This window comes from Paraburkholderia sp. GAS38 (assembly GCF_050434965.1).
Taxonomy (GTDB): Bacteria; Pseudomonadota; Gammaproteobacteria; order Burkholderiales; family Burkholderiaceae; genus Paraburkholderia; species Paraburkholderia phenazinium_A.
This window is the reverse complement of sequence record NZ_JBNDJO010000004.1, coordinates 133,865-156,421: the sequence shown is the minus strand read 5'-3', so window position 1 is coordinate 156,421 and position 22,557 is coordinate 133,865. Positions and strand designations below refer to the sequence as shown.

Genomic DNA, 22,557 nt, shown 5'->3' with positions numbered 1-22,557 from the left:
CCTCGTTTAGGCGTGCCGCTCGCGCACGCTGTCCGCCAGCGCGTCTCTCACTTCGCCGATCACACCCTGCCAGCCGGCCTCGCGCTGGCGGAACAGATACATGTCCTTGGGGTACCACGGCGACTGCACGCCGCTGCGCTGCCAGCGCCAGTCCACACCCCGGCGCGGCAGCAACAGCCAGCAGGCCACGCCCAGTGCGCCGGCCAGATGGGCGACGGCGGTATCCACGCAGATGACCAGATTCAGTTGCCCGACGATGGCGGCGGTGTCGCCGAAGTCGCGAATCTGGTCGCCGAGGCACAGCGCCGGCTGCTCGCTCGCGCGTTGCCGCGCTTCGGTCTCTGCGCCGCCGACCTGCAAGCTGATGAAATGCACTCCACGCACCGAGTTCACCGAGCTCACCGAGTTCGCCGAGTTCACCGACCACAGCGGCTGCAGCGCGGAAAAATGCGGCAGCGAGCGCTCCGCGTCATTATCGTGCTCAGGATTGCCCTTCCAGACGAGTCCGACGCGCAGGCCGTCGACGGGCAGGCGCGCTCGCCATGCCTCGAGGCGATTGGTGAACACACCTACGTACGGAATTTGCGCGGGAATCGACTCGAGCGTCGTGCCGAAGCGGCCAGGCAGACTCAGCAACGAATCCCAGTAATCGTGCACCTGCAAGCCGTGCGGGTCGGTGATCAGCGCATCGATGCCTTGCACGGTGCGCAGAAGCGGGACGAGCGCCGGCTTGCAGATCACCGAGAGCTTCGCGACCCCGCGCGCCTTGAGCAGGCTCACGTAGCGGACAAACTGGATCGTGTCGCCATAGCCTTGCTCGGGCAGCAGCAACAGTGTCTTGCCGCGCAGGTCTTCGCCGTTCCAGCGCGCAAACGGCAAGCTGCCGTGCTCACGGAATACCTGTGAGCGCGCTTCGTAATGCGCCCAGCCTTGCGCATAACGTCCGGCCGCAAGCAACAGCAGCCCATAGTTGTAGCGGGCTTCAGCGCGGGCTGGGTCCAGTTCGAGCGCGCGGCGATATGCGCTTTCGGCAGCCTCGTACTGCTCAAGGCTTTCGAGCGTGTCCGCGAGATTCGCGTGGATCTGCGCTGAATCCGGCAGCGATTCGAGCGCGCAGCGGTAGTGGTCAATCGCGCCGGCAAAGCGCCCGGACTGGCGCAGCAGAGTCGCCAGGTTGTTGTGCGCGATGCCATTGCGACTGTCGGCTTCGATCAACGCCCGGTACAGGCGCTCGGCGCCGGCAAGGTCGCCTTGTGCCTGCGCAGCGAGCGCGGCTTCTACAACCTGACGTTCCGCATTTGACACGGGACGCGGGCGGGACTGATTCATCGGACGGTGTGGTTCGTATCGAAGTGGCGCAACCAGGTGACCCCGCTGCGTCCTCAGTCGGCGCGCTTGAGTTGCCGCAACCGCCAGATCAGGCTCGAAGTATCGAACCGCTTGCCGCCCAAACCCTGCACGTCGCCGTAGAACTGATCGACCAGCGCCGTGACCGGCAACGCGGCACCGTTGCGCTTCGCCTCGTCGAGGCAGAAGCCGAGATCCTTGCGCATCCAGTCCACCGCGAAGCCGTAATCGAACTTGCCTTCGATCATCGTCTTGCCGCGGTTATCCATCTGCCAGCTTGCGGCGGCGCCCTTGCCGATTACGTCCAGCACGAGCGGCATGTCGAGTCCGGCGCATTGGCCGAAGTTGATCGCTTCCGACAAACCTTGCACCAGTCCGGCGATACAGATCTGATTGACCATCTTCGCCAGTTGCCCGGCGCCCGCCGGGCCGATCAGGGTGACGGCCGCCGCATAGTGCCTGAGCGTGACGGCGGCATGCTCGAAGGCCTTGGCGTCGCCGCCGCACATGATGGTCAGCTTGCCGTTTTGCGCCCCGGCCTGGCCGCCCGAGACGGGTGCGTCGATGAACTGCAAGCCGTGGTCGCCGGCAATCGCCGCGAGCTCGCGCGCGACGTTCGCCGAAGCGGTTGTATGGTCAACGAAAGTCGCGCCGGATGTCATGCCCGCAAACGCGCCGTCGTCGCCGAGCGTGACGCTGCGCAGGTCGTCGTCATTGCCGACGCAGGCCAGCACCAGCTCGGCGCCGTCCGCAGCTTCACGCGGCGTGCGGGCCGCGCGGCCGCCGTACTCCGCAACCCACTGTTCCGCTTTGGAGAAGGTGCGGTTATAGACGGTGACGTCGAGGCCGGCTTTGGCCAGATGCCCGGCCATGGGATAGCCCATGACACCGAGGCCGAGAAATGCGACGCGACGTTTTGCGTCGCCGGAAGACGAAGTGGCGGAATCACTCACTGCGCGGCTCCTTCAAGTGGGGCAAGTTGGGGGGGCTGAAAATCCATTATGGCAGCGAATGCCGGTGCAATGCAGGTGGCCCGGCAGCGGCGGCGGCGGTTTGAAACTATCGGGGAGCGCGATACATTGGATATTAAATAGCGATTTTTGTTTTACATCCATCGGTCATACGATGCATGGGTAGTGGCCGTCGTCCACGATGGGCGCGGCTGATGGAATCGAGCGGGGCCGACGTTTTCGGCACCGCAGGAGGACGTACCGATGGAACATCACGCGCGCACGCAGAACGAAAAACTCGAAGTCAAAACCACGACCTGCTACATGTGCGCATGCCGCTGCGGCATCCGCGTGCATCTGCGCGATGGCGAGGTGCGCTATATCGACGGCAATCCCGACCATCCGCTCAACCAGGGCGTGATCTGCGCGAAAGGGTCGTCGGGGATCATGAAGCAGTACTCGCCCGCGCGCCTCACCCAGCCGTTGATGCGCAAGGCCGGCGCGGAGCGCGGCAGCGCGCAGTTCGAACCGGTCTCGTGGGAGGTGGCGTTCGCGACGCTCGAAAAACGTCTCGCCCATCTGCGCGCCACCGATCCGAAGAAGTTCGCCCTGTTCACCGGCCGCGACCAGATGCAGGCGCTCACGGGCCTGTTTGCCAGGCAGTTCGGCACGCCCAACTATGCGGCGCACGGCGGTTTCTGTTCGGCCAATATGGCTGCGGGGATGATCTATACGATCGGCGGGTCGTTCTGGGAATTCGGCGGCCCCGACCTCGATAGCGCGAAGCTGTTCTTCATGATCGGCACCGCCGAGGACCATCACTCGAATCCGCTCAAGATTGCGCTGTCGAAGTTCAAGCGCGCCGGCGGCCGTTTCATCGCCATCAACCCGATCCGCACCGGCTACGCGGCAATCGCCGACGAGTGGGTGCCGATCCGTCCCGGTACCGACGGCGCGCTCTTCATGGCGCTGATCCATGAACTGCTCAGAACGGATGCGTACGACCACGCGTTCGTCACGCGTTATACCAATGCGGCCGAACTGCTCGACACGAATGCAGAGAGCGATACGTTCGGTCTGTTCGTGCGCGAGCCTGGCTTGCCCGAAGTGAATCCGCTGTTTCCGCAAAACCACTTGTGGTGGGACAGCAAGACGCAGCGCGCTGTGCGGCATCACACGCCGGGTGCGGAACCCGCCCTCGACGGTCATTACACGCTCGACGACGGCACACCGGTGACGCCGTCGTTTGCGCTGCTGCGCGAACGGGTGGCGGAGAGCACGCCGGAGTGGGCTGCGGACATCACCGGCATTCCCGCCGAGACGATCCGCCGCCTCGCGCGCGAAATGGCGGACGCGGCGCGCGACCACAAGATCAGCTTGCCGATCCCGTGGACCGATGCGTGGGGCCAAGCCCACGACACCGTCACGGGCAACCCGATCGCCTTTCACGCGATGCGCGGACTCGCGGCTCATTCAAACGGTTTTCAATCGATCCGCGCGCTGGCGGTGCTGATGTCCCTGCTCGGCACGATCGACCGGCCCGGTGGTTTCCGGCACAAGTCGCCGTATCCACGGGCAGTGCCGCCTTCGGCCAAACCGCCGAACCACCCGGACGCCGTGCAGCCGAATACGCCGCTCGCCAACGGGCCGCTCGGCTGGCCGGCCGCACCCGAGGATCTGTTTATCGACGACGCCGGCGAACCCGTGCGCATCGACAAGGCGTTCTCCTGGGAATACCCGCTCGCCGTGCACGGCCTCATGCATAGCGTGATCACCAACGCATGGCGCGGCGATCCTTATCCGATCGACACGCTGCTGATTTTCATGGCCAACATGGCGTGGAATTCCTCGATGAACACGGTCGAAGTCCGCAAGATGCTCGCGGACAAGGACGACAACGGCGCCTACAAGATACCGTTCCTGGTGGTCTGCGACGCGTTCCAGTCGGAGATGACCGCGTTCGCCGATCTGATCCTGCCGGACACGACCTATCTGGAACGGCACGATGCGATGTCCGTACTCGACCGGCCGATCTCCGAGTTCGACGGTCCAGTGGATTCCGTGCGCGTGCCGGTGGTGCCGCCCACCGGCGAATGCAAGCCGTTTCAGGAAGTGCTGATCGAACTGGCGAGCCGCCTGAAGCTGCCGGCTTTCACCACGAAGGAGGGCGCGCGCAAGTTCCGCGACTACCCGGACTTCGTCGTCAACTTCCAGACCGCGCCGGATTCGGGCGTGGGCTTCCTGATCGGCTGGCGCGGCAAGGACGGCGACAAGGCGCTGGTCGGCGAACCGAATCCGCAGCAGTGGGAGCAGTACGCCAGCCACAATTGCGTATTCCACTACACGCTGCCCGAGCCGCTGCAATACATGCGCGGCGTCAACGGCCCGTATCTGAAGTGGGCGGTGGAAAACGGCTTTCGCAAGTTCGACACGCCGATCGTGATCCAGCTTTACTCGGACGTGATGCAGAAGTTCCGCCTCGCCGCGCAGGGTAAAACGGCAGGGCGTCAGCCGCCCGATCGTCTGCGCGAGCGTGTCGCCAGTTATTTCGATCCGCTGCCGTTCTGGTACGAACCACTTGAACTCGCCGCCACCGACCAGGTTCGCTTTCCTTTGGCGGCCGTCACGCAGCGGCCCATGGCGATGTATCACTCATGGGACTCGCAAAACGCGTGGCTGCGGCAGATTCACGGCGAGAACTATCTGTTCATGAATCCGTTGATGGCGCGCGCCAACGGCATCGAGGATGGCGGCTGGATCTACGTCGAATCGCCGTGGGGCAAGGTGCGCTGCATGGCGCGCTATAGCGAGGCGGTGGAACCCGGCACGGTGTGGACGTGGAACGCGATCGGCAAGGCCGCCGGGGCGTGGAACCTCGGCCCGGACGCCAACGAATCGCAGCGCGGCTTTCTGCTCAATCATCTGATCACCGACGAACTGCCAGGTGCGGCGCCTGGCGATGCGCGCACGTCGAACTCCGATCCGATCACCGGCCAGGCCGCCTGGTACGACGTGCGGGTGCGCGTCTATCCGGCCGAAGCCGATGCGGACCACACCTTGCCGCAGTTCGCACCGATGCCGGCGCTGCCCGGTTCGACGGGTGTGCTTCAGCGCATCGTGCAGACCTATTTCGCGGGACGCGGCGAGTTTGCTGCGCGTCTGCGCGGCGCCGGCAAACAGAAATAACGAGGAGCATCCCATGACCCAGATGGCGCTCGTAATCGACCTGAACGTTTGCGTGGGATGCCACGCGTGCGTGACGAGCTGCAAGGAATGGAATACGTCCGGCGAGGCGGGCAGTCTGGCCGACCTCCGGCCCTACGACGCCGATCCGTCCGGTACGTTCTTCAACCGCGTGCAGACCTTCGAATCCGGCGAGTTTCCGCTTACCGATACCATCCACTTTCCGAAGTCGTGTCTGCACTGCGAGGACCCGCCGTGCGTGCCGGTGTGTCCGACCGGTGCGAGCTATAAGCGCAAGGAAGACGGGCTCGTGCTGGTGGACTTCGACAAGTGTATTGGCTGCAAGTACTGCGCCTGGGCGTGCCCGTACGGCGCACGCGAGCTCGACGAAGCGCGCAAGGAGATGACCAAGTGCACGCTGTGCGCGGACCGCATCCATAACGAGGCGTTGCCCGAGCGCGATCGCAAGCCCGCCTGCGTGCTGGCGTGTCCGACTTCGGCGCGCCTCTTCGGCGATATTCACGACCCGGACTCCGTCGTGTCGCAGGCGATTCGCGAGCGCGGCGGTTATCAGTTGATGCCGGAGTGGGACACGAAGCCGGCCAATCATTACTTGCCGCGCCAGAAGACGACCTCGTGCGGCGGCGAGTCGTGTTCATGCAAGTCACGGGACACGTCCGACGCTTTGGTTGCAGACGCAAGCGTTTCTGCTTCTGCGGATTCGGTCGCAGCGCCGACGGCGGCCCGGAACGGACCGCTTCATGCCGAGCGGCGCGGCGCGGTCGGCGGTGTGCTCGACCGCGTCTTCAATATTCTGAGTCTGGGGAGGGGCGCATGAAGCCCGCATTTTCCGTGGTGTTTCTGACCACGCTGAGCGGTGCGGGGCAGGGCTTGCTGATCGCACTGTTCGGCGTCGAACTGGCCGCGCGCCTTGGACTCATTGCGGCCGGCTCAACGCCGCCGCAGATGTTCTTCGTGCTGGGCGCGGCGCTCGCGGTGGGGCTGGGCGGGCTCGGACTGCTGGCCTCGTTTTTTCACCTCGGCCATCCCGAACGCGCCTGGCGGGCCATTGCCATGTGGCGTACGTCGTGGCTTTCGCGCGAATGCCTGGCGCTGCCCGTGTTTCTTGCCTGCGCCTTTGCGTATGGTGTCGCGCACTGGATGGGCTCGCCGTGGTCGCTGGCGATCGGTGCGCTTGGGGTGCTCGCAAGCGCCGTGTTGTTCGTGTGTACCTCGATGATCTACGCGTGCCTGCGTTTCCTGCAGGAATGGGCGACGCCGCTGACGATCGTCAACTTCGTGCTGCTCGGCTGCGCGTCGGGCTTCACGTTTGCCACGGCGTGCGCCGCGTGGTTCGCGCCGGCGCTCGTGGCGGGCCTTACCGTGTGCGCGGGTGGGCTGACGCTGGCAGGCTGCGCGAGCCGCGTGGCGTCGCTGATGCGCAATGCGCGCTTGCGGCCTAAGTCGACGGTGCAGAGCGCAACCGGTATCAAGTCTGCGAAGCTCGAGCAGAAATCGCGCGGCTTTACCGCAGGCGCGTTCAATCTGCGCGAGTTCTTTCACGGCAAAACACCGCAAACACTGCAACGGATCAAGTGGACGTTTCTCGTTGGCGCCTTCGCCGTGCCGCTCCTGCTGCTTGCATTAGGTGGCAGCGTGCCGTCGCTCATCGCGTCGTTCTGGCTGCTATGCGCCGCATGCGCAGTGCAGTACGCGGGACTGGTGGCGGAGCGCTGGTTTTTCTTCGCCGAGGCACGGCATCCACAGAATCTGTACTATCGCCAGTCGTAGTCAGCGGCCTTACGACGGTGAGGGGGTTGGTAATATCCGGCTTGCCGAGCTCGCTGCAGGCGTCGATTGCGAAACAGCTTGCAGCAGGGCATCTACTGTTGCAGCGCCGTCTGTATGCGCGCGGCGCCCGCCGCGGCACAGAGTTCGTCGTCGGTGCTTAGCGGCGATCCGCTCACGGCTATCGCGCCGAGCACTTCTTTGCCGCTCCTGATCAGCACACCGCCCGGCACAAACAGCAGCTCGGTCGACCCGCCCCCTACGTTGGCCATGCCGGACGGGTAGGTACTCAGAAACTTGACGAGCGCGGTGCCTGTATCGAGGCCGAACATCGGTCCCATGCTGACGACGGTATAGGCCTTCCGGAACGAAAACGCTTGAGAGTGTATAGGGCTACCGTCGTCGCGGGCCTGCAGTTTGATGACGCCATCCGGATCCACGATGGTGACGGCCACCTTGAAGCCTTTTTCCTGGCATACCCGAACGGCCTCATTCGCCGCGTCCATGGAAAGCGGCAGTGTCAAGGCTGCCGGACTTGCGGCATAGACGGGCGCGGAGAACAACAGCGCGAGCATCATGAAGCTGCGACAACGCTGGAATACAGCGCTTGCGTCAAGCGTCATACTCCGGCGCGCCGGGATTCTTTTGAGCGGTGGAATCGACATGGGTTTCTCCATGAAATTCTTCATTGAAATAGCGAAGCGGACCGCTCAGAGCGGACAGTTCAACATCCACTGCACGCCGAATCGATCGGTCAACTTGCCGTAGAACGCGCCCCACGGCTGGATGCCGAGCGGGGTGGTGACGACGCCGCCTTCGCCGAGACGGCCGAACAGCGTCTCGGTTTGCACGCGGTCGTCCATCGTCAGAAGGTGTGCGGAGCCGCGCATGGGCTCCGCGTCGTCGTTATCGGACGCGTAAAACAGCACACCCGGTCCCTCGAACCGCGCATGCATGATCCGGCCGCGCAGGGTTTCGTTGCGCACGGCCATACCGGCGTCGCCGTAGCGCATCCATTCCACGACCCGCCCGAGCCCGCATTGCGTGTAAAAGCCGAGCGCGGCCTCGCAGTGGGTCGTGAAGAAGAGATAGTTAGCCAGCTGCATGATAGGGAATCCTAAACAGACAGATTTCGACGATTCAAGAAAATCCGGACCGGGACTTGGACCGCGTGCGCCATCCGGCGCTCAGGGGATCAGGGCCGGCTGGCCTGCTCCGGGTAGCCGTGCGCTTGGTATCCCCGCTTTTGCGCGGCCAGCAGCGGCTCGAAGTAGTCCGCCCGTTCCGGCGTCCCGCCCGCCACCTGATTGATCTCGCGAATGCCGATGGTCTGGCCGCTCGCGCCCCAGTTGCCGTCCGGTACCTCGTGGATCAGCACCCAGTCGCCGCCGCGCTGCGGGAACGTGCCGTCGACGTCGAGCGTCTGCGCCACGATGGCATTGATGCGGGCGTGCAGGGCGGTCTTGTCCAGCTGGGAAGCCGCGCCGAACGGATAGACCACGTCGAACAGGAAGCGACCGCCTTTAGGGGGATCGAGATCCGGCTTGCCGCCGACGAACCACTCGCTCTTCGGATCCACTTCGTCGAACAGCACGTAAGCCACCGCGCGGCCGGCCGGGGTGTCGGCGCCGACTTCCGCCACCAGGATCGCCGCGGTGAGCTGCTCGGCGAGCTGGGCCTTCTGGGCGGCCGTGAACGCGCCGCGTTGATGGGTGATGCGTAGCAAGGGCATACCAGTCTCCTCAGGGAACGCGCCGGCGGTTGCCAGCGCCTCCCCGACAAATTATATTGTGATCGTAATTTAATCAAGGATTATGTGACGATCGTCATGTAAAAAGGAGAGCAGCATGGCGCGGTATGCGCAGGGGCACAAGGAAGAGAGCCGTGCCCGGATTGTAGAAGCGGTCGGACGCGGGTTTCGCAAGCAGGGCTACGGCGGGATCGGCGTGGATGGTCTGGCGCGCGAGGCGGGCGTGACGCACGGGGCGTTCTACGGCCATTTCCGCTCCAAGGCGGAGGCGTTCGGGGCGGCCGTGGTGGCGGGGCTCGGCGATCTGCGACAGGCGGTGGAGGGCCTGCGGGTCGAACACGGCAAAGGCTGGCTCGGGGTGTTTGCGGCGTTCTATATGGGCTACAAAAGGACCTGCGAGCTGGGCGACGCCTGTACGCTGCCGAGCCTGTCGGCCGAAATCGAGCGGGCCGATCCGCAGGCGCGGGCGGCCTATGAGGCCGAACTGCGGGGGGTGATGAAAGCGGTGGCGGCCGGTTTGCCGGAGGGCAGCGAGGCCGAGCGCGAGGCGCGCGCCTGGGTGTTGCTGTCGCTGCTGGCCGGAGGGGTCACTTTAGCGCGCGCGGTGCCGACCGCGGCCACCAGCGAGCAGATCGCGGCCGCGGTCCAGCAGGCGGTGGCGGTGTTGGCCGCCGCACCGCCCGGAGCTTAGGCAAGTTGCCCCATCTCCGGCCGCGCCATATGCAGCACGTCATACACTTCACCGCCTCGCGCCGGATCGGCTGGCGCTGACGAGACGGTAAACCGGATCAGCTTCCACGCGTAGAGATCGAGCGCCGCCCACACGGCTACCGTGTCGGGTCGCGCTGCGATCTCCCGATTGCGTTCGACCTCGCCGGCGTACAAAGCCACGCGATCCGTTGCGGCGCTCAGCACACGTTCGTCGCGGTAGGCCGACAGCGCCTGCTTCGCGCCGCCACGGCGGGCATCCAGTGGTAACCAGGTTTCGATCTGCGGACGGCCGAATGAATCGATCACCGCCTGGAACCGCTCCCCGATCAGACAACGAACCGCCGCGTCCGAGTCGGACCACAAATAGATGGAGGCGTAAGCATTGCCCGCCGCACCATGACGGTTACGCTGCTGCGTGGCGAACAGCTTGCAGATCAGACCTTCCGTGTCGTCCCATTGCGGGCCGCGCTCGGCCACGCGCCGGCGGATGATCTCCATGTCGTAGTCGGTGGGCAAGCGGTGTGAATACTGCATCGCGAACATGCCATTCTCCGCGGGTTGGATGAATGGTCTGTAGTTTGCGCGCGAGCGGGCCTCCAGTGAAGGCCTGCTTCGCGATAGCTGTGATGAGAGGAACGAATCGTACGAGATCGTTTCGCTGGTCGAGAGCGAAGGGTTGGCGTCGAGGCCCGCTCATTGGCCAACTCACTGGCCGGCATTCACCGGGTTCGTCGCCGGTTGCATGCCTTGCGTGCCCGACTGTGCCGAACCGTTCATCGCGGGACCATAGCTCGTCGCGTTCCCTTGGGCCATCTGCTGGTGCTCGGCCACGCGCGCTTCGGCGGCCTGGATGTCTTGTGGATAGCTGGAATCGTTCGACGCTGCCGGGTTATAACCCGCCTGCTCGACTTCGAGGAGTTGAGCGCGGACTTCCGCGCGCGTGAGCGGCGCGTCGGTCGATTGTGCGGAGGAGGCCATCGGCGCAGCCAGAAGCGATACAGCGGCGATGGCATAGGCTAGCGTTTTCATAATGCACTCCCTCCAGAAACGATGCGTGACGTGAACCTGAAAAGTGGACGCAAGCCGTTCCGTTCGGTACGCGCGCCATGTTTACATTCTAGTGACGCCGCGATTCCAGTTTCCCTTCGTTTCCACAACTCAGTATTTCGTGTCTCTCGACGATGCTTCGTCACGCTAACTTTCTGCGCTGTGGTTTACCCCTGTCCATCGCGACGCAAGCGCGCGCGGGCGGACTCATATCGGCTTCCTGAACCTGGCAATAGCGCTCGCGCGTATTGTGCCGGCGGCGAGGGCAGACTACTTTTCGACAGCAATGAAAACGAGCGTGGTTTCAACGTCCCGCACGAAGACAATCAAGGAGACAAGCTGTGCTTCCCGCCACCCTGCCGATCAATGTCGGCAATACCGCTTTCATGCTGCTGTGTGCGAGCCTCGTCATGCTGATGACGCCGGGGCTCGCGTTCTTCTACGGCGGCCTGGTAGAACGCAAGAACGTGCTGTCGATCATGATGCAGAGCTTCATTTCTCTGGCATGGACGACGGTGTTGTGGTTCGCCTTCGGCTACTTGATGTGCTTCGGGCCGACGTGGCACGGCATCGTCGGCGACCCGACTTACTACGCCTTCCTGCATGGCGTGACCTTGCAGACCATGTACACCGGCAACGACGCGGGCATCCCGCTGGTGGTCCATGTGGCGTATCAGATGATGTTCGCCATCATCACGCCCGCGCTGATCACCGGCGCCTTTACCAACCGCGTGACCTTCAAGGCCTACTTCCTGTTCCTGACCGGCTGGCTCGTGCTGGTGTACTTCCCGTTCGTGCACATGGTCTGGAGTCCGGATGGAATTTTCGCGAAGTGGGGCGTGCTCGACTACGCGGGCGGGATCGTGGTGCATAACACCGCCGGCTTCGCGGCGCTCGCCTCGGTGCTGTATGTGGGACGCCGTCGCGTGATGTCGCACAAGCCGCACAACGTGCCGCTGATCGCGTTGGGCACGGGCCTGCTGTGGTTCGGCTGGTATGGCTTCAACGCGGGCTCGGAGTTGCGCGTCGATGCCGTGACCGCGTCGTCGTTTCTCAACACGGATATTGCCGCGTCGTTCGCGGCGGTGACGTGGTTGCTGATCGAATGGCTCAATGCCCGTCAGCCCAAGTTCATTGGTCTGCTGACCGGCTCGGTCGCGGGTCTCGCGACGATCACGCCCGCTGCGGGCTATGTCTCGCTGAGCACGGCGGCGGTGATCGGCATGGCTGCCGGCCTGATCTGCTACTACGCGGTCGCGCTGAAAAACCGTCTTGGTCTCGACGATGCACTCGACGTGTGGGGTGTGCACGGCGTGGGCGGCCTCACCGGCACCGTGCTGCTCGGCGTGTTTGCGTCGAAAGCATGGAATCCTAATGGTGCGGACGGCCTCTTGCTCGGCGGCGGAGCATTCTTCGTCAAACAGTGCGTGGCCGTCGTCGTCTCCGGCGTGTGGGCTTTCGTGTTCACGTGGGCGATGCTGTGGTTGATCGACCGCGTGACCGCGGTCAAGCTCGATGCGGCCGCCGAGCAGCGCGGGCTCGATAGCGAGCTGCATGGCGAGGTGGCGTATCTGGATGCGTGAGCGGTCGCGGCCCGATCACCGGCGCGGCGGCCCTGGGTCGCCGTTGCCGGAGGCAGGACTGGCGGCAGGCACAGACCCTAGAACAACTCCTTCTGCCCCGTCATCAACGCAGAAAAATCGTCGCCCAGAAACGGCAGGATCGCGTCGGCCACAGGCTGTAGCTGGCGCGTCAGATAGTGATCGTAGTCGATCGCCGAGCGCCGCGTCTCGAGCGGCTCGGGACCGGTCACGGTCATCAGGTAGGTGATCCAGCCGCCGTTCTGGTACTGCAAGGGCCGGCCTTGCTGCTGGTTGAACGCGTCGGCCATGCGGGCGGCGCGGGCATGCGGCGGCACATTGCGCTGGTAATCGTCGAGGTTGCGGCGCAACCTGCGGCGATACACCAGCAGATCGTCGAACTCGCCGCTCAAGGTGCGCTCCACGTAGTCGCGCACATAATCCTGATACGGCTCCTGCTTGAAGATGCGCAGATAGAGCTGGCGCTGAAACTGTTGCGCGAGCGGTGTCCAGTCGGTGCGTACGGTCTCGAGGCCCTTGTAGACCATCTCCTCGTGCCCGTCGGCCTTTATCACCAGGCCCGCATAGCGCTTCTTGCTGCCTTGCTCGGCGCCGCGGATGGTGGGCATCAGAAAACGCCGGTAATGCGTTTCGAACTGCAATTCCAGCGCGCTCTCGAGCCCGAACGCCTGCTGCAGGTGTTCGCGCCACCATTCATTGACGTATTTGACCAGCGCGCGGCCGATATGCGCCGCCTGCTCCTCGCTACGGGCTCGCTTGAGCCAGACGAAGGTGGAATCCGTATCGCCGTAAATGACCTGGTAGCCGCGTGCTTCGATCAGCTCGCGCGTGCGATGCATGATCTCGTGGCCGCGCATGGTGATGGACGACGCGAGGCGCGGATCGAAGAAGCGGCAGCCGCTTGAGCCCAGCACGCCATAAAACGCGTTCATGATGATCTTCAGTGCCTGCGACAGCGGCTTGTTCTGTTCCCGCTTGGCCGCCTCGCGGCCCTGCCAGATCTGGCCGACGATAGCCGGCAGGCTGTGCTTGCTGCGCGAGAAGCGGGCGCCGCGAAAGCCGGCGACGGAGGCGCTCTCGTCCGGATTGCGCACGCCTTCGACAAGTCCCACGGGATCGATCAGAAAGGTGCGGATGATGGAGGGATAGAGGCTCTTGTAGTCGAGCACCAGCACCGAGTCGTACAACCCGGGCTGCGAATCCATCACGAAGCCGCCGGGGCTCGCTTCCTCCGCCATCTCGCCGAGGTTCGGCGCCACATAGCCCTGACGGTGCATCAGCGGCATGTAGAGGTGGGTAAATGCCGCGACGGAACCGCCGCTGCGGTCGGCGGCGAGACCGGTGACGGTGGCGCGCTCCAGCAAAAAGGTCAGCAGTTCGGTCTTGGCGAAGATCCGCGTGACCAGTTCGCAGTCCTTGAGGTTATAGCGGGCGAGGGCCGGTTTGTCTTCGGCGAAGCGGCGGTCGATTTCCGCCATGCGCTGGTAGGGGTTGTCGATGGCTTTGCCTTCGCCCAACAGTTCTTGCGCCACGTATTCGAGGCTGAAACTCGGAAAGCTCCAGGTGGCCGAGCGCAACGCCTCGATACCGTCGATGATCAAACGCCCCGCGGCAGCCGCGAAGAAGTGGTTTTGCTTGCCGCCGTGCTCGCGCCATTCCATCACGTCGCCGCCGCGGCCGAGGCGCAGCGGAACCGCGTAACGCTGCGAATGCTCCTGCAGCACGCGCAGATCGAACTGCACCAGATTCCAGCCGATGATCGCATCGGGGTCATGCTGCTCCAGCCACGCATTGAGTTTCGCGAGCAGCAGGGCGCGGCTCTCGCAATACTCGAGCGCGAAGTCGATCCCGCTGGCGTCGCCATTCGCCGGTCCGAGCATATAGACCTGACGCTGCCCGCAGCCTTCCAGCGCGATGGAGTACAACTCGCCGTGCGCGGTGGTTTCGATATCGAGCGAGACGAGTTTCAACGCGGGGCGGTACGCCGGTTCGGGCTTCATCTCGCCGTTGAGCCAGCGACGCTCGCCGGCCGGTTCGCCGCCGAAGCAGACCGGTGCGGTGATGAAGCGCTCCATCAGGTAGCGTTCATGCGGGCGGATGTCGGCTTCGTAGACGTCGATGCCGTATTCCTTCAGGAGCTTTTCCAGTTTGAGCAACTGGCGGTACTGCTTGCAATACAGTCCAATAACAGGGCGCTGCTGAAAATCGGTCAGCGCGAGGGGGCGAAGTTCGTACTGGCGTTCGTTGCGCAACACGGCTTCGGCGCGCTCGCGCTGATCAGCCGGGATGAACGCCACCGAGGTCTGGGGCGGCAGGCGCAGATGTTGCGGACCGCTCTCGGTAGCCAGCCAGAAGTCGACTTCCGTGCCGGCGGGCGTGTCGCGCCAATGTCGGGTCAGAAGAAAACCCTGCTGCTGTTGTTGAACCACACTGCAACCTTTAAGAACCTGTCGGGGTCTATTTTACCTGGTCAATCCATCCAGGGCGGCGCGCCGTGGCTGCTGCGCGGGCAGCCGTCGCCGGCTGTCGCGAGATGTTGCAAAGGTAACGGAAAGTATCGCATCAACCCGCCCAAAGCCACGCCTATCGTGCCTGTGAGGTCCAAGGCGCGGTAGGATAACGGCTCGCGGCGGGCGCCCTGGCGGCGTCTCAGTGCCCTCAAATGGGGCTTCTGGCGCCCGGAAGGTGAGTCCTCGCCGGCCTGTCAAGCCGTGCGGCGGCGCCATCCGGGCAGGCATTCACGACGCCGCGGGTTTGCGCAGAAGCGCCTGAATGAGGTAGGGTGGCGGGTCTGGCGCCGTTTAAGGTGCCGGTTCTATCAATACAGAAAGGGATGTGCAATGAACAAGCAGGAACTGATTGACGCAGTTGCGGCTGCGACGGGCGAAAGCAAAACGGCCACCGGCAAGTCGATTGACGCGATCATCGAAGCGGTGACGAAGGCAGTGTCGCAAGGAGAAACCGTTCAGCTGATCGGCTTCGGAGCATTCTCGACCGGCGCTCGCGCGGCGCGCGTTGGCCGTAACCCGTCAACCGGCGCGGAAATCCAGATCGCTGCGGCAAAGACGGTGAAGTTCACCGCCGGCAAGGCATTCAAGGACGCGGTAAACGCTTCCTGATCGCCCCGTCGATCCCGCGCGGCCCCCACCCCTTGGGGCGGTGGCGCGCGGCGCTTGCGGGCTCGTAGCGCGTCGTCTCGCTGGCGCGGCGAGTCCGTTTCCGGCCTATCCGCGTCGTCCGGCGCGCGGGTCGGTGTATAGACAGGCGCGCAGAACAACGTCCAGATCCGCACGCGCAATCAGTCTCCCGTCAGCGTCACCTGATTCTTGCCGTCGCGCTTCGCCTTATACAAGGCGAGATCCGCTGCTTCAATTAGCGAGGTCATCGGCGAGTCGACACTCGGAATCACCGACGCGCCGCCAATGCTGATCGTCACGTATTGCCCCGTCGACGAATTCGCGTGCGGCACCTGCAAGGCCTCCACTTCGCTGCGGATCTTTTCGGCCAGCGTGCGCACGCCTTCGAGCCGCGTGCCCGGCAACACCACCGCAAACTCTTCGCCGCCGAAACGCGCGGCCAGATCGCCGGGACGCCCAAGGCAAGCTTCCACCGTCGCGGCAATCCGCTTGAGCACTTCGTCGCCGGCCACGTGGCCGTAGGTGTCGTTGTACAGCTTGAAATTGTCGACGTCGATCATCAGCAGCGACATCTCCGCCTTGTCGCGCGTGCCGCGCCGCCATTCGGCGCTCAGGTACTCGTCGAGGTAACGCCGGTTCGACAGGCCGGTCAGGCCGTCCGAATGCGTCAGGCGGCGCAGTTCGAGATTCGCTTCGAGCAGTTGCTGCTGCGACTGGCGCAACGCCCGGTAGGCCTCGTCGCGTTGTAGCAGGTTGATGTAGGAACGCGAGTGGTAGCGAATCCGCGCCACCAGTTCGATGCGGTCCGGCAGCTTGACGAGGTAGTCGTTCGCGCCCGCAGCGAAGGCCGCGCTTTTGATGACGGGTTCTTCCTTGGTCGACAGCACGATGATGGGCACGTCGCGGATGGACGGCGTCGCACGATAGGCCTTGACGAGCGTGAGGCCGTCGATGCCGGGCATCACGAGATCCTGCAGGATGACGGTCGGCCGCGTGTGCACGGCGGCCTTCATCGCTTCGTCGGCGCGCGCGCAGTAGTGAAAGTCGATGCCGTCTTCCGCGGCGAGTGCCTGACGCACCGCCTCGGCGACGATCGCCTGATCGTCCACCAGCAGGACCATCACCGGCTGCTCGACCGGGCCAGGTGTTTGCAGCGCCGCCCGTGCTGCTTCGAGCGTCGCGTCGGCGCCGTCCTGCGCAGCCGGCGCGTGGGCTCGCTGGTCAGGCGAGCCGGTTTGATCATTTGCCATTTTCGTACCCGTTTCGGAAACACGCATCACACGTGTGATGCCATTCAAGTCTGATTTTTTCGCTCATCGTTTGACGTTCGACACCAGTTCGGCGGCGATGCTGCCGAGCGGCAAGATCCTGCGTGCCGCGTCGAGCGCGGCGGCGGCCTTCGGCATGCCGTAGACGGCGCTGCTCGCTTCGTCCTGGGCGATGGTCCGGTAGCCTTTCGCGCGCATCGCCTTCAGGCCGATCGCGCCGTCCCGGCCCATGCCGGTCAGCAACACACCGATGGCGTCGCCGTGCCAGTGCTCCACCACGCTCTGAAAAAACACGTCGACGGAGGGGCGATAGGGCGTGCTCGCCGGCTCGGACGTGTAATCGAGCGAGCCGCTTCGCGTCACATACAGGTGATCGTTGGTCGCCGCGAGCAAGGCCTCGCCCGCCTTGGGCGTGTCGCCGCTCACGGCCACCCGCACCGTCAGCTCGGTCTGGCCGTCGAGCCATTGGGCCATGCCCTCGGCGAACGCCTTGTCGACGTGCTGCACCATCACGATGGCGCCGCCGAAGTCCGCCGGCAGTTTGCGGAGTACCGTGGCGAGCGCGCTCGGGCCGCCCGCCGAGGCGCCGATCGCCACCAGCGGGGCCGCGCCGCGCGCCACCCCGGCACTGGGCCGCGGCGCAGGAGCGAGCGTGGCTTTGTCGAGCAGGCGACCGATCTGATCGATCTTGGCGAGCAACGGCTGCGAGGCGTCGCCGAGCCGGTTGTCGGCGAGGGTTGGCGTGTCGACCGCGTCGAGCGCACCCACACCCATCGCCTCGTAGACGCGCCACGCATTCGCGCCGACGCTGCTCGTCACGACGAGAATCGCGCAGGGCGCCTGGGCCATGATGCGGCGGGTCGCCTCGACGCCGTCGAACTTCGGCATGATCAGGTCCATCAGCACGACGTCGGGCGGTTGCGCGATGCAGAAGTCCACTGCCTCTCCGCCGTCAGTGGCCACCCACAGCACGCGATGCTCCGGCCGCAACGCAATCGCGCGGCGCATGGCCTCGACGGCGAGCGGCAGGTCGTTGACGATGCCGATGTTCATGTGTGCGCTTCTCCGATCAGGTCATGCACCGCATCGAGCAGCGCTTCGTCGTGAAAGCTACCCTTTGCCAGATAATAGTCGGCGCCGGCATCGAGCCCCCGGCGGCGATCTTCGTCGCGATCCTTGTACGACACGATCATCACCGGCACGCTTTTCAGCAGCGCGTCGCGCTTGATCAGCGTGACCAGTTCGATGCCGTCCATGCGCGGCATGTCGATGTCGGTCACCACCAGATCGAAATGGGTGCTGCGCAGCGCGTTCCAGCCATCCATGCCGTCCACCGCAACCGTCACCGTATAGCCGCGCTTTTCCAGCAGTTTGCGCTCGAGCTCGCGCACCGTCAGCGAATCTTCGACCACGAGCACATGCTTGCGCGCGCGGGCGGCGACGCCCTGGGCACGCTGCACCTTGTCGAGCTGGCCGCCGCGCACGAGTTTGTCCACCGAGCGTAGCAGGTCTTCGACGTCGACGATCAGCACGGCTTCGCCATTTTCCATCAGCGCGCCGGCTGCGATGTCCTTGACCTTGCCGAGCCGGCTGTCGAGCGGCTGCACTACCAGCATGCGCTCGCCGAGGAAGCGGTCCACCGCCACGCCATAGGTGCCGCGTTCGTCGCCGATCACCACCACCGCGACGTTGGCGCGCACCTCGTCGGGCGCGTCGGTGCCGAGCAACTGGTGCGCGGTGACGAGTCCCACGGGCCGGCCGTCGAAGGCGAAATGCTGTTGTCCTTCGAGCATGTCGATCTCGCCGCGCGCCAGTTCGAGCGTGCGGCGCACGTGCGCGAGCGGGAACGCATACGCTTCGCCGCCCACCTGCACGAGCAGGCTGCGGATCACCGACAGCGTAAGCGGCAACTGCAGGACAAAGCGCGTGCCGTGACCCGCCTCGGTGACGATGCGCACCGTGCCGCGAACCGCCTTGACCATTTCATGCACCGCGTCGAGTCCGACGCCGCGGCCGGACACGTCGGTTACCTGCGCGCGCATCGAGAAGCCGGGCAGCAGCAGAAAGTCGAGCAGTTCCTGATCCGACATGCGGGCGGCGGTGGCCGCGTCGGCGAGGTGACGCCGCACGACGGCGGCGCGCACCGCGTCGAGGTCGACGCCGGCGCCGTCGTCGCTGACGCTGATCAGCAGCTTGCCGGCGCTATGGCGCGCTTCCAGCGTGAGCGTGGCTTCGGCGGGTTTGCCTTGAGCGAGACGCTGTTCGGGGGCTTCGACACCGTGGTCGAGCGCATTGCGCAGCAGATGGCCGAGCGGGGCGTCGAGCATATCGAGGATGTCGCGATCGATCTGGGTCGACTCGCCGACAATCGAGAAACGCACCCGCTTGCCGAGCGAGCGGGCGAGGTCGCGCACGATGCGCGGATACGCATGCGTCGCGTCGCCGAATGGGCGCATCCGGCATTGCAGCGCTTCGTCGTAGAGCTGCTGCGCGAGATTGGAACTGCGGCGGTCGAACCGGTCGAGCTCGTCGATGCGTGTGGCGAGCAGATGCTGCATTGTGCCGAGCGTTTGCCGCACGGCGTCGAGCGCGGCCAGTGCGGACGGGTCGAGACGTTCTGCGAGCGTTTCGAAACAGGTGTCGAGCGCGCGCGCGGCGTCACGTTGCGTGCGCTTGACGCGCAGCATCGACTCGGCGAACGGTTTGAGCCAGCGCGACTCCACCAGCGATTCGCCGGACAGGCTCAACAGCCGGTCGAGGTTGTCGGCGCGCACGCGTAGCATCCGTTCGGGGTCGCGTGCGCTGTGGACGTTTAACGGGGCGTCGGGGGACGGTGGTGGCGTTAGCGTTGCCGTTGCCGTGATGGACGAGTCCACTGCGGAGGTCTCGATTGCGGAGGCCACAACGTCCTGCGTCGGTTCGGCGAAACTCACTGACAATTTTGCGGCGTCCGCGCCGAGAATGGCGAGCGCGGCGCGCATCGTTGCGTCGTCGTCCGGGTCTTCGCTCGCGGCGAACGGGTTGGGGTAGGTAGCGGCGGACGTGCTTCCCCAAGGCGACGCGACCGCGGAGTCCGCGTGCGGTGCATGCGGATCGTTCGTCGCCGCGCTGAACGCCTCGAGGCGTGCCACGAAGGCGTCCACGTCCTCGCGGGCGAGCGCGGTCTGCGTGTCCGGGTTACCGGCGCGCAACAGCAGGTCGACGCCGCGCAGCAGTTCGTCGATATGCGCAGCGGAGAGGATCAGCGCGCCCCGTTGCGCGGCGACGAAGCATTCCTCCATCAGATGCGCGATGTCTACACCATCCTGCAAGCCGACAATGCGCGCCGCGCCCTTCAGCGAGTGTGCGGCGCGCATGCAGGCTTCGAGCTGCGAGGCGTCAGTGGGCGCATGTTCGAGCGCCAGCAGTCCATCGGAGAGCACGCGGGTCTGCGTCTGCGCTTCTTCGCGGAACAGGTCGAGCAGGGAACGGCGGCTCAGATCGTCGTCGATACTCATCGCAGACTCCGGGCAAGCGACTCGAAGACGCGGTCGGTGTCGAGCAGGCCGACCGAGCGGTCGCGCCATGCCAGCACGCCGCGCGCATGCGAGGCGCCGGCGTGCGCAAGGGTGGTGGGCACCGGCAGCAGCGCGCTCGCGGCAAAGCGCACGACGCCTTCGACTTCGTCCACCGGAAAGGCCACCGGCTCGCCGCGATGGGCGGCGACCAGCATGCGCGCGTAGCCGTTGCTCGAGGTGTACTTGCCGCTCACCGCCGTGCGATCCAGATGCAGAAGCTCGCCGAGCGAGGCGGCTACCGTCAGCGCACCGCGAATGTTGACGAGGCCGAGCACGACCCGGTTGCGCCGATGCGGCAGGGAATGGATCGGGCGGATGTCGTCCACCTGGCGCAGCGCCGCGGTCGGCAGTCCGAGCCATTCGTCGGCAATCCGAAACACCAGTGCGGATTCGGTTGCGGTTTCAACTGTGTCGCCGGCGTCCGGTGTCTCGCGAGTGCTTGCGGTGTGCTCGCGGGACTGCGCATTCGGCGTCGCCGTACCGGACTGGGCGAGCTCCGCATCGTCTACCGGCCGGTCGAGCAGCCGCGCCGCGGCCTGTTCGAACACGGGACAGTTCAGGCAGCGCGAATGTTCCGCGAGCTTTGGGCATGAGCCGTCGCCGCGCGTGCCGATGCGATTCCAGCAATCGTCGATGAGCGTGAGCACGCCCGTATTCTCAATGGCGCCGTGTGCCATGCGCGCCTCGCGGTGGGTTCAAGGGGGTGTCCGCCATGGTGGGCATCTTCGCCGCGGCGCGCTGGGCGCGTCGCATGAGGTGCTGGGCGCCGGCGCTGTCGCCGGTCATGTCGAGCAGCGCTGCAAGATGCGTAAGTGCCTCGTAGTGAGCCGGCGCGAGATAGAGCGCCTTGCGGTAATAGTCGCTCGCGTCGGCGGTGCGGCCGCGCGCATCGGCGATCAGGCCGAGCAGATAAAAGGCCTCCGCGTCCGTACCGTTCACGATCACGAACTTCTGCGCCTCGTGTTCGGCCTTGTCGAATTGTCCGGCGTCGGCGAGACGGCGGGCTTCGACGAGCGACGCGGCGGGTGCGGCGGGTGCGGCGGCGCCGGCAGGTTTCGCGTGGGCGTGGGTATGCGGGTGGGCATGCGCTTGCGGGCGGGCATGGGTAGGCGCATGCGCGTTGGCGTGCGCGGGTGTCGCCGTGCGTTGCCCCGGCGCAGCGGGTTTAGCTTCCATTGTCGAAGCGGGCGCAACCTCCGCAGCGGTCGCGGAAACTACGGACACAAAAGCGCCGGATGCCGCCGAAGGCACAGGCACGAACGGAACAGCGGGCGCCTCTGCGGGCTTGAGCGTCCCATAGACACGGTGAAGCGCGGAGGCCGCAGCCGCATCCGGCACCTTCCCAAACAACGCGAAGCTGCGCGTGCTCGTCTCTTCAGGCGGCGTGCGCTGAAACGCGAACGCCAGCGGAATGCGCGCCGAACTCAGCGTATGACGCATCATCAAGCCGGTTTCCGCCGGACCGACGAAAATCGTCCCGCCTTCGGCCAGACGGGCATCGAGCAAATGAATCGCGCGATCCTGAGCCTCCCTATGGAAATAGATCAGCACGTTGCGGCAAAAAATGAAGTCATAGTGTGTGGCGGCAGGCTGCGCGGATTCGAACAGATTCGCCTGCGCAAAGCGCACGGTCTGCTGGATGCGTTCGTTCAGCACCCACCCGCCGTCGCGCGGGCTGAAGTGGCGTTCGCGGAAGCCGAACTCGCCGCCGCGAAACGAATTGCGTCCATAGACCGCCTTCTGCGCCAGTTCGATGGCGCGCGCGCTGATGTCCATGGCGTCAATGGTGAAGCGTTCCGCGCCGATCCCCACGTCGAGCAGGGCCATCGCCGCCGAGTACGGTTCCTCGCCGCTCGAGCAAGGCACGCTCAGCACGCGCAGTACGCGGGCCGGATCGCGCGCCAGCTTTTCATTGGCGAGGCGCGCCAGTGCGACAAAGGCCTCGCGGTCGCGAAAGAACCAGGTCTCGGGGACCACCAGCGTCTCGACCAGTGCGAGCCGTTCATCCGGCGAGTCGTTGAGGTGCTGCCAGTAAGCGCCCACCGCACCCTCGGCCAGGTCCGCGGCCGGAGACACCGCCTGCGTTGTGCGCACGCGTTCCAGCACGGCCCGCTCGAGGGCGTTGATGCCGAGCGAGTGCGCGTCGATCCCTGTCTCGTGCGAGAGCCAGGTTTCAAAGCAGGGGTCCGTGGCGTTCATGGCGCGGTTCAGGTCTGCG

At 65.2% G+C, this 22,557-nt stretch carries 19 protein-coding genes; 6 read left to right on the top strand and 13 right to left on the bottom strand.

Annotated elements, in window-relative coordinates:
* Nucleotides 1-6: 6 nt before the first annotated feature.
* Both P3T42_RS11115 and P3T42_RS11110 read right to left on the bottom strand, forming a co-directional pair.
* Nucleotides 7-1,329, bottom strand: a complete 1,323-nt coding sequence (locus P3T42_RS11115) for a tetratricopeptide repeat protein (RefSeq protein ID WP_429306064.1) — start codon at nucleotides 1,327-1,329, stop codon at nucleotides 7-9.
* Nucleotides 1,330-1,382: 53 nt separating this feature from the next.
* Complete coding sequence (locus P3T42_RS11110) at nucleotides 1,383-2,300, bottom strand: NAD(P)-dependent oxidoreductase (RefSeq protein WP_429306063.1); 918 nt, start codon at nucleotides 2,298-2,300, stop codon at nucleotides 1,383-1,385.
* Nucleotides 2,301-2,561: 261 nt separating this feature from the next.
* On the opposite strand from P3T42_RS11110, the gene P3T42_RS11105 reads away from it, so the two are divergent.
* From P3T42_RS11105 to P3T42_RS11095, 3 genes are read left to right on the top strand one after another with little or no spacing between them, the layout of a single operon-like run.
* Nucleotides 2,562-5,483 (top strand): molybdopterin oxidoreductase family protein, encoded by a 2,922-nt coding sequence (locus P3T42_RS11105; protein ID WP_429306062.1) that lies wholly within the window; start codon nucleotides 2,562-2,564, stop codon nucleotides 5,481-5,483.
* A gap of 13 nt (nucleotides 5,484-5,496) precedes the next feature.
* Nucleotides 5,497-6,318: a 4Fe-4S dicluster domain-containing protein gene (locus P3T42_RS11100; RefSeq protein WP_429306061.1), complete on the top strand. Its 822-nt coding sequence runs from the start codon at nucleotides 5,497-5,499 to the stop codon at nucleotides 6,316-6,318.
* The gene (locus tag P3T42_RS11095; protein ID WP_429306060.1) at nucleotides 6,315-7,271 is read left to right on the top strand and encodes a dimethyl sulfoxide reductase anchor subunit family protein; all 957 of its coding nucleotides are present in this window, start codon (nucleotides 6,315-6,317) and stop codon (nucleotides 7,269-7,271) included. The genes P3T42_RS11100 and P3T42_RS11095 overlap by 4 nt, the downstream gene beginning before the upstream one ends.
* Before the next feature lie 92 nt (nucleotides 7,272-7,363).
* Here the strand turns inward: P3T42_RS11095 and P3T42_RS11090 are convergent, their stop codons facing one another.
* From P3T42_RS11090 to P3T42_RS11080, 3 genes are all read right to left on the bottom strand, one after another.
* Nucleotides 7,364-7,933, bottom strand: coding sequence for a GlcG/HbpS family heme-binding protein (locus P3T42_RS11090; RefSeq protein WP_429306059.1), 570 nt, complete (start codon nucleotides 7,931-7,933; stop codon nucleotides 7,364-7,366).
* A 45-nt stretch (nucleotides 7,934-7,978) separates the two neighbouring features.
* A complete protein-coding gene (locus P3T42_RS11085; protein ID WP_429306058.1) occupies nucleotides 7,979-8,374 on the bottom strand; it encodes a VOC family protein in 396 nt (131 codons plus the stop codon).
* Nucleotides 8,375-8,463: 89 nt separating this feature from the next.
* A complete protein-coding gene (locus P3T42_RS11080; protein WP_074295288.1) occupies nucleotides 8,464-9,000 on the bottom strand; it encodes a tautomerase family protein in 537 nt (178 codons plus the stop codon).
* A gap of 115 nt (nucleotides 9,001-9,115) precedes the next feature.
* On the opposite strand from P3T42_RS11080, the gene P3T42_RS11075 reads away from it, so the two are divergent.
* Nucleotides 9,116-9,709 carry a TetR/AcrR family transcriptional regulator gene (locus tag P3T42_RS11075; RefSeq protein WP_429306057.1) on the top strand — a complete coding sequence of 198 codons (594 nt, stop codon included), beginning with the start codon at nucleotides 9,116-9,118 and terminating at the stop codon, nucleotides 9,707-9,709.
* On the opposite strand, the gene P3T42_RS11070 is transcribed toward P3T42_RS11075, so the two are convergent.
* Nucleotides 9,706-10,272: a DUF4865 family protein gene (locus P3T42_RS11070; protein WP_074295290.1), complete on the bottom strand. Its 567-nt coding sequence runs from the start codon at nucleotides 10,270-10,272 to the stop codon at nucleotides 9,706-9,708. The two genes, P3T42_RS11075 and P3T42_RS11070, sit on opposite strands and share 4 nt — an antisense overlap.
* A gap of 162 nt (nucleotides 10,273-10,434) precedes the next feature.
* Nucleotides 10,435-10,758, bottom strand: a complete 324-nt coding sequence (locus tag P3T42_RS11065) for a DUF4148 domain-containing protein (protein WP_429306056.1) — start codon at nucleotides 10,756-10,758, stop codon at nucleotides 10,435-10,437.
* 359 nt (nucleotides 10,759-11,117) lie between these two features.
* Here P3T42_RS11065 and P3T42_RS11060 point away from each other — a divergent pair, with 359 nt between their 5' ends.
* Nucleotides 11,118-12,359 (top strand): ammonium transporter, encoded by a 1,242-nt coding sequence (locus P3T42_RS11060; RefSeq protein WP_429306055.1) that lies wholly within the window; start codon nucleotides 11,118-11,120, stop codon nucleotides 12,357-12,359.
* A gap of 77 nt (nucleotides 12,360-12,436) precedes the next feature.
* Here the strand turns inward: P3T42_RS11060 and P3T42_RS11055 are convergent, their stop codons facing one another.
* Entirely contained in the window at nucleotides 12,437-14,806 is a 2,370-nt protein-coding gene (locus tag P3T42_RS11055) for a DNA polymerase II (protein ID WP_074295292.1), read from the bottom strand.
* Nucleotides 14,807-15,217: 411 nt separating this feature from the next.
* Between P3T42_RS11055 and P3T42_RS11050 the strand changes: the two genes are divergently transcribed.
* Entirely contained in the window at nucleotides 15,218-15,496 is a 279-nt protein-coding gene (locus P3T42_RS11050) for an HU family DNA-binding protein (RefSeq protein WP_074295293.1), read from the top strand.
* A 179-nt stretch (nucleotides 15,497-15,675) separates the two neighbouring features.
* On the opposite strand, the gene P3T42_RS11045 is transcribed toward P3T42_RS11050, so the two are convergent.
* The 5 genes from P3T42_RS11045 to P3T42_RS11025 form a co-directional block, all read right to left on the bottom strand.
* Complete coding sequence (locus tag P3T42_RS11045; protein WP_429306054.1) at nucleotides 15,676-16,764, bottom strand: GGDEF domain-containing response regulator; 1,089 nt, start codon at nucleotides 16,762-16,764, stop codon at nucleotides 15,676-15,678.
* 63 nt (nucleotides 16,765-16,827) lie between these two features.
* Nucleotides 16,828-17,835: a chemotaxis response regulator protein-glutamate methylesterase gene (locus P3T42_RS11040; protein ID WP_074295294.1), complete on the bottom strand. Its 1,008-nt coding sequence runs from the start codon at nucleotides 17,833-17,835 to the stop codon at nucleotides 16,828-16,830.
* A complete protein-coding gene (locus tag P3T42_RS11035; RefSeq protein ID WP_429306053.1) occupies nucleotides 17,832-20,279 on the bottom strand; it encodes a hybrid sensor histidine kinase/response regulator in 2,448 nt (815 codons plus the stop codon). The genes P3T42_RS11040 and P3T42_RS11035 overlap by 4 nt, the downstream gene beginning before the upstream one ends.
* Nucleotides 20,276-21,016 carry a chemotaxis protein CheW gene (locus tag P3T42_RS11030; RefSeq protein WP_429306052.1) on the bottom strand — a complete coding sequence of 247 codons (741 nt, stop codon included), beginning with the start codon at nucleotides 21,014-21,016 and terminating at the stop codon, nucleotides 20,276-20,278. Before P3T42_RS11030 ends, P3T42_RS11035 begins: the two co-directional genes overlap by 4 nt.
* The gene (locus P3T42_RS11025; protein WP_429306051.1) at nucleotides 20,997-22,538 is read right to left on the bottom strand and encodes a CheR family methyltransferase; all 1,542 of its coding nucleotides are present in this window, start codon (nucleotides 22,536-22,538) and stop codon (nucleotides 20,997-20,999) included. Before P3T42_RS11025 ends, P3T42_RS11030 begins: the two co-directional genes overlap by 20 nt.
* Between the last annotated feature and the right edge of the window lie 19 nt (nucleotides 22,539-22,557).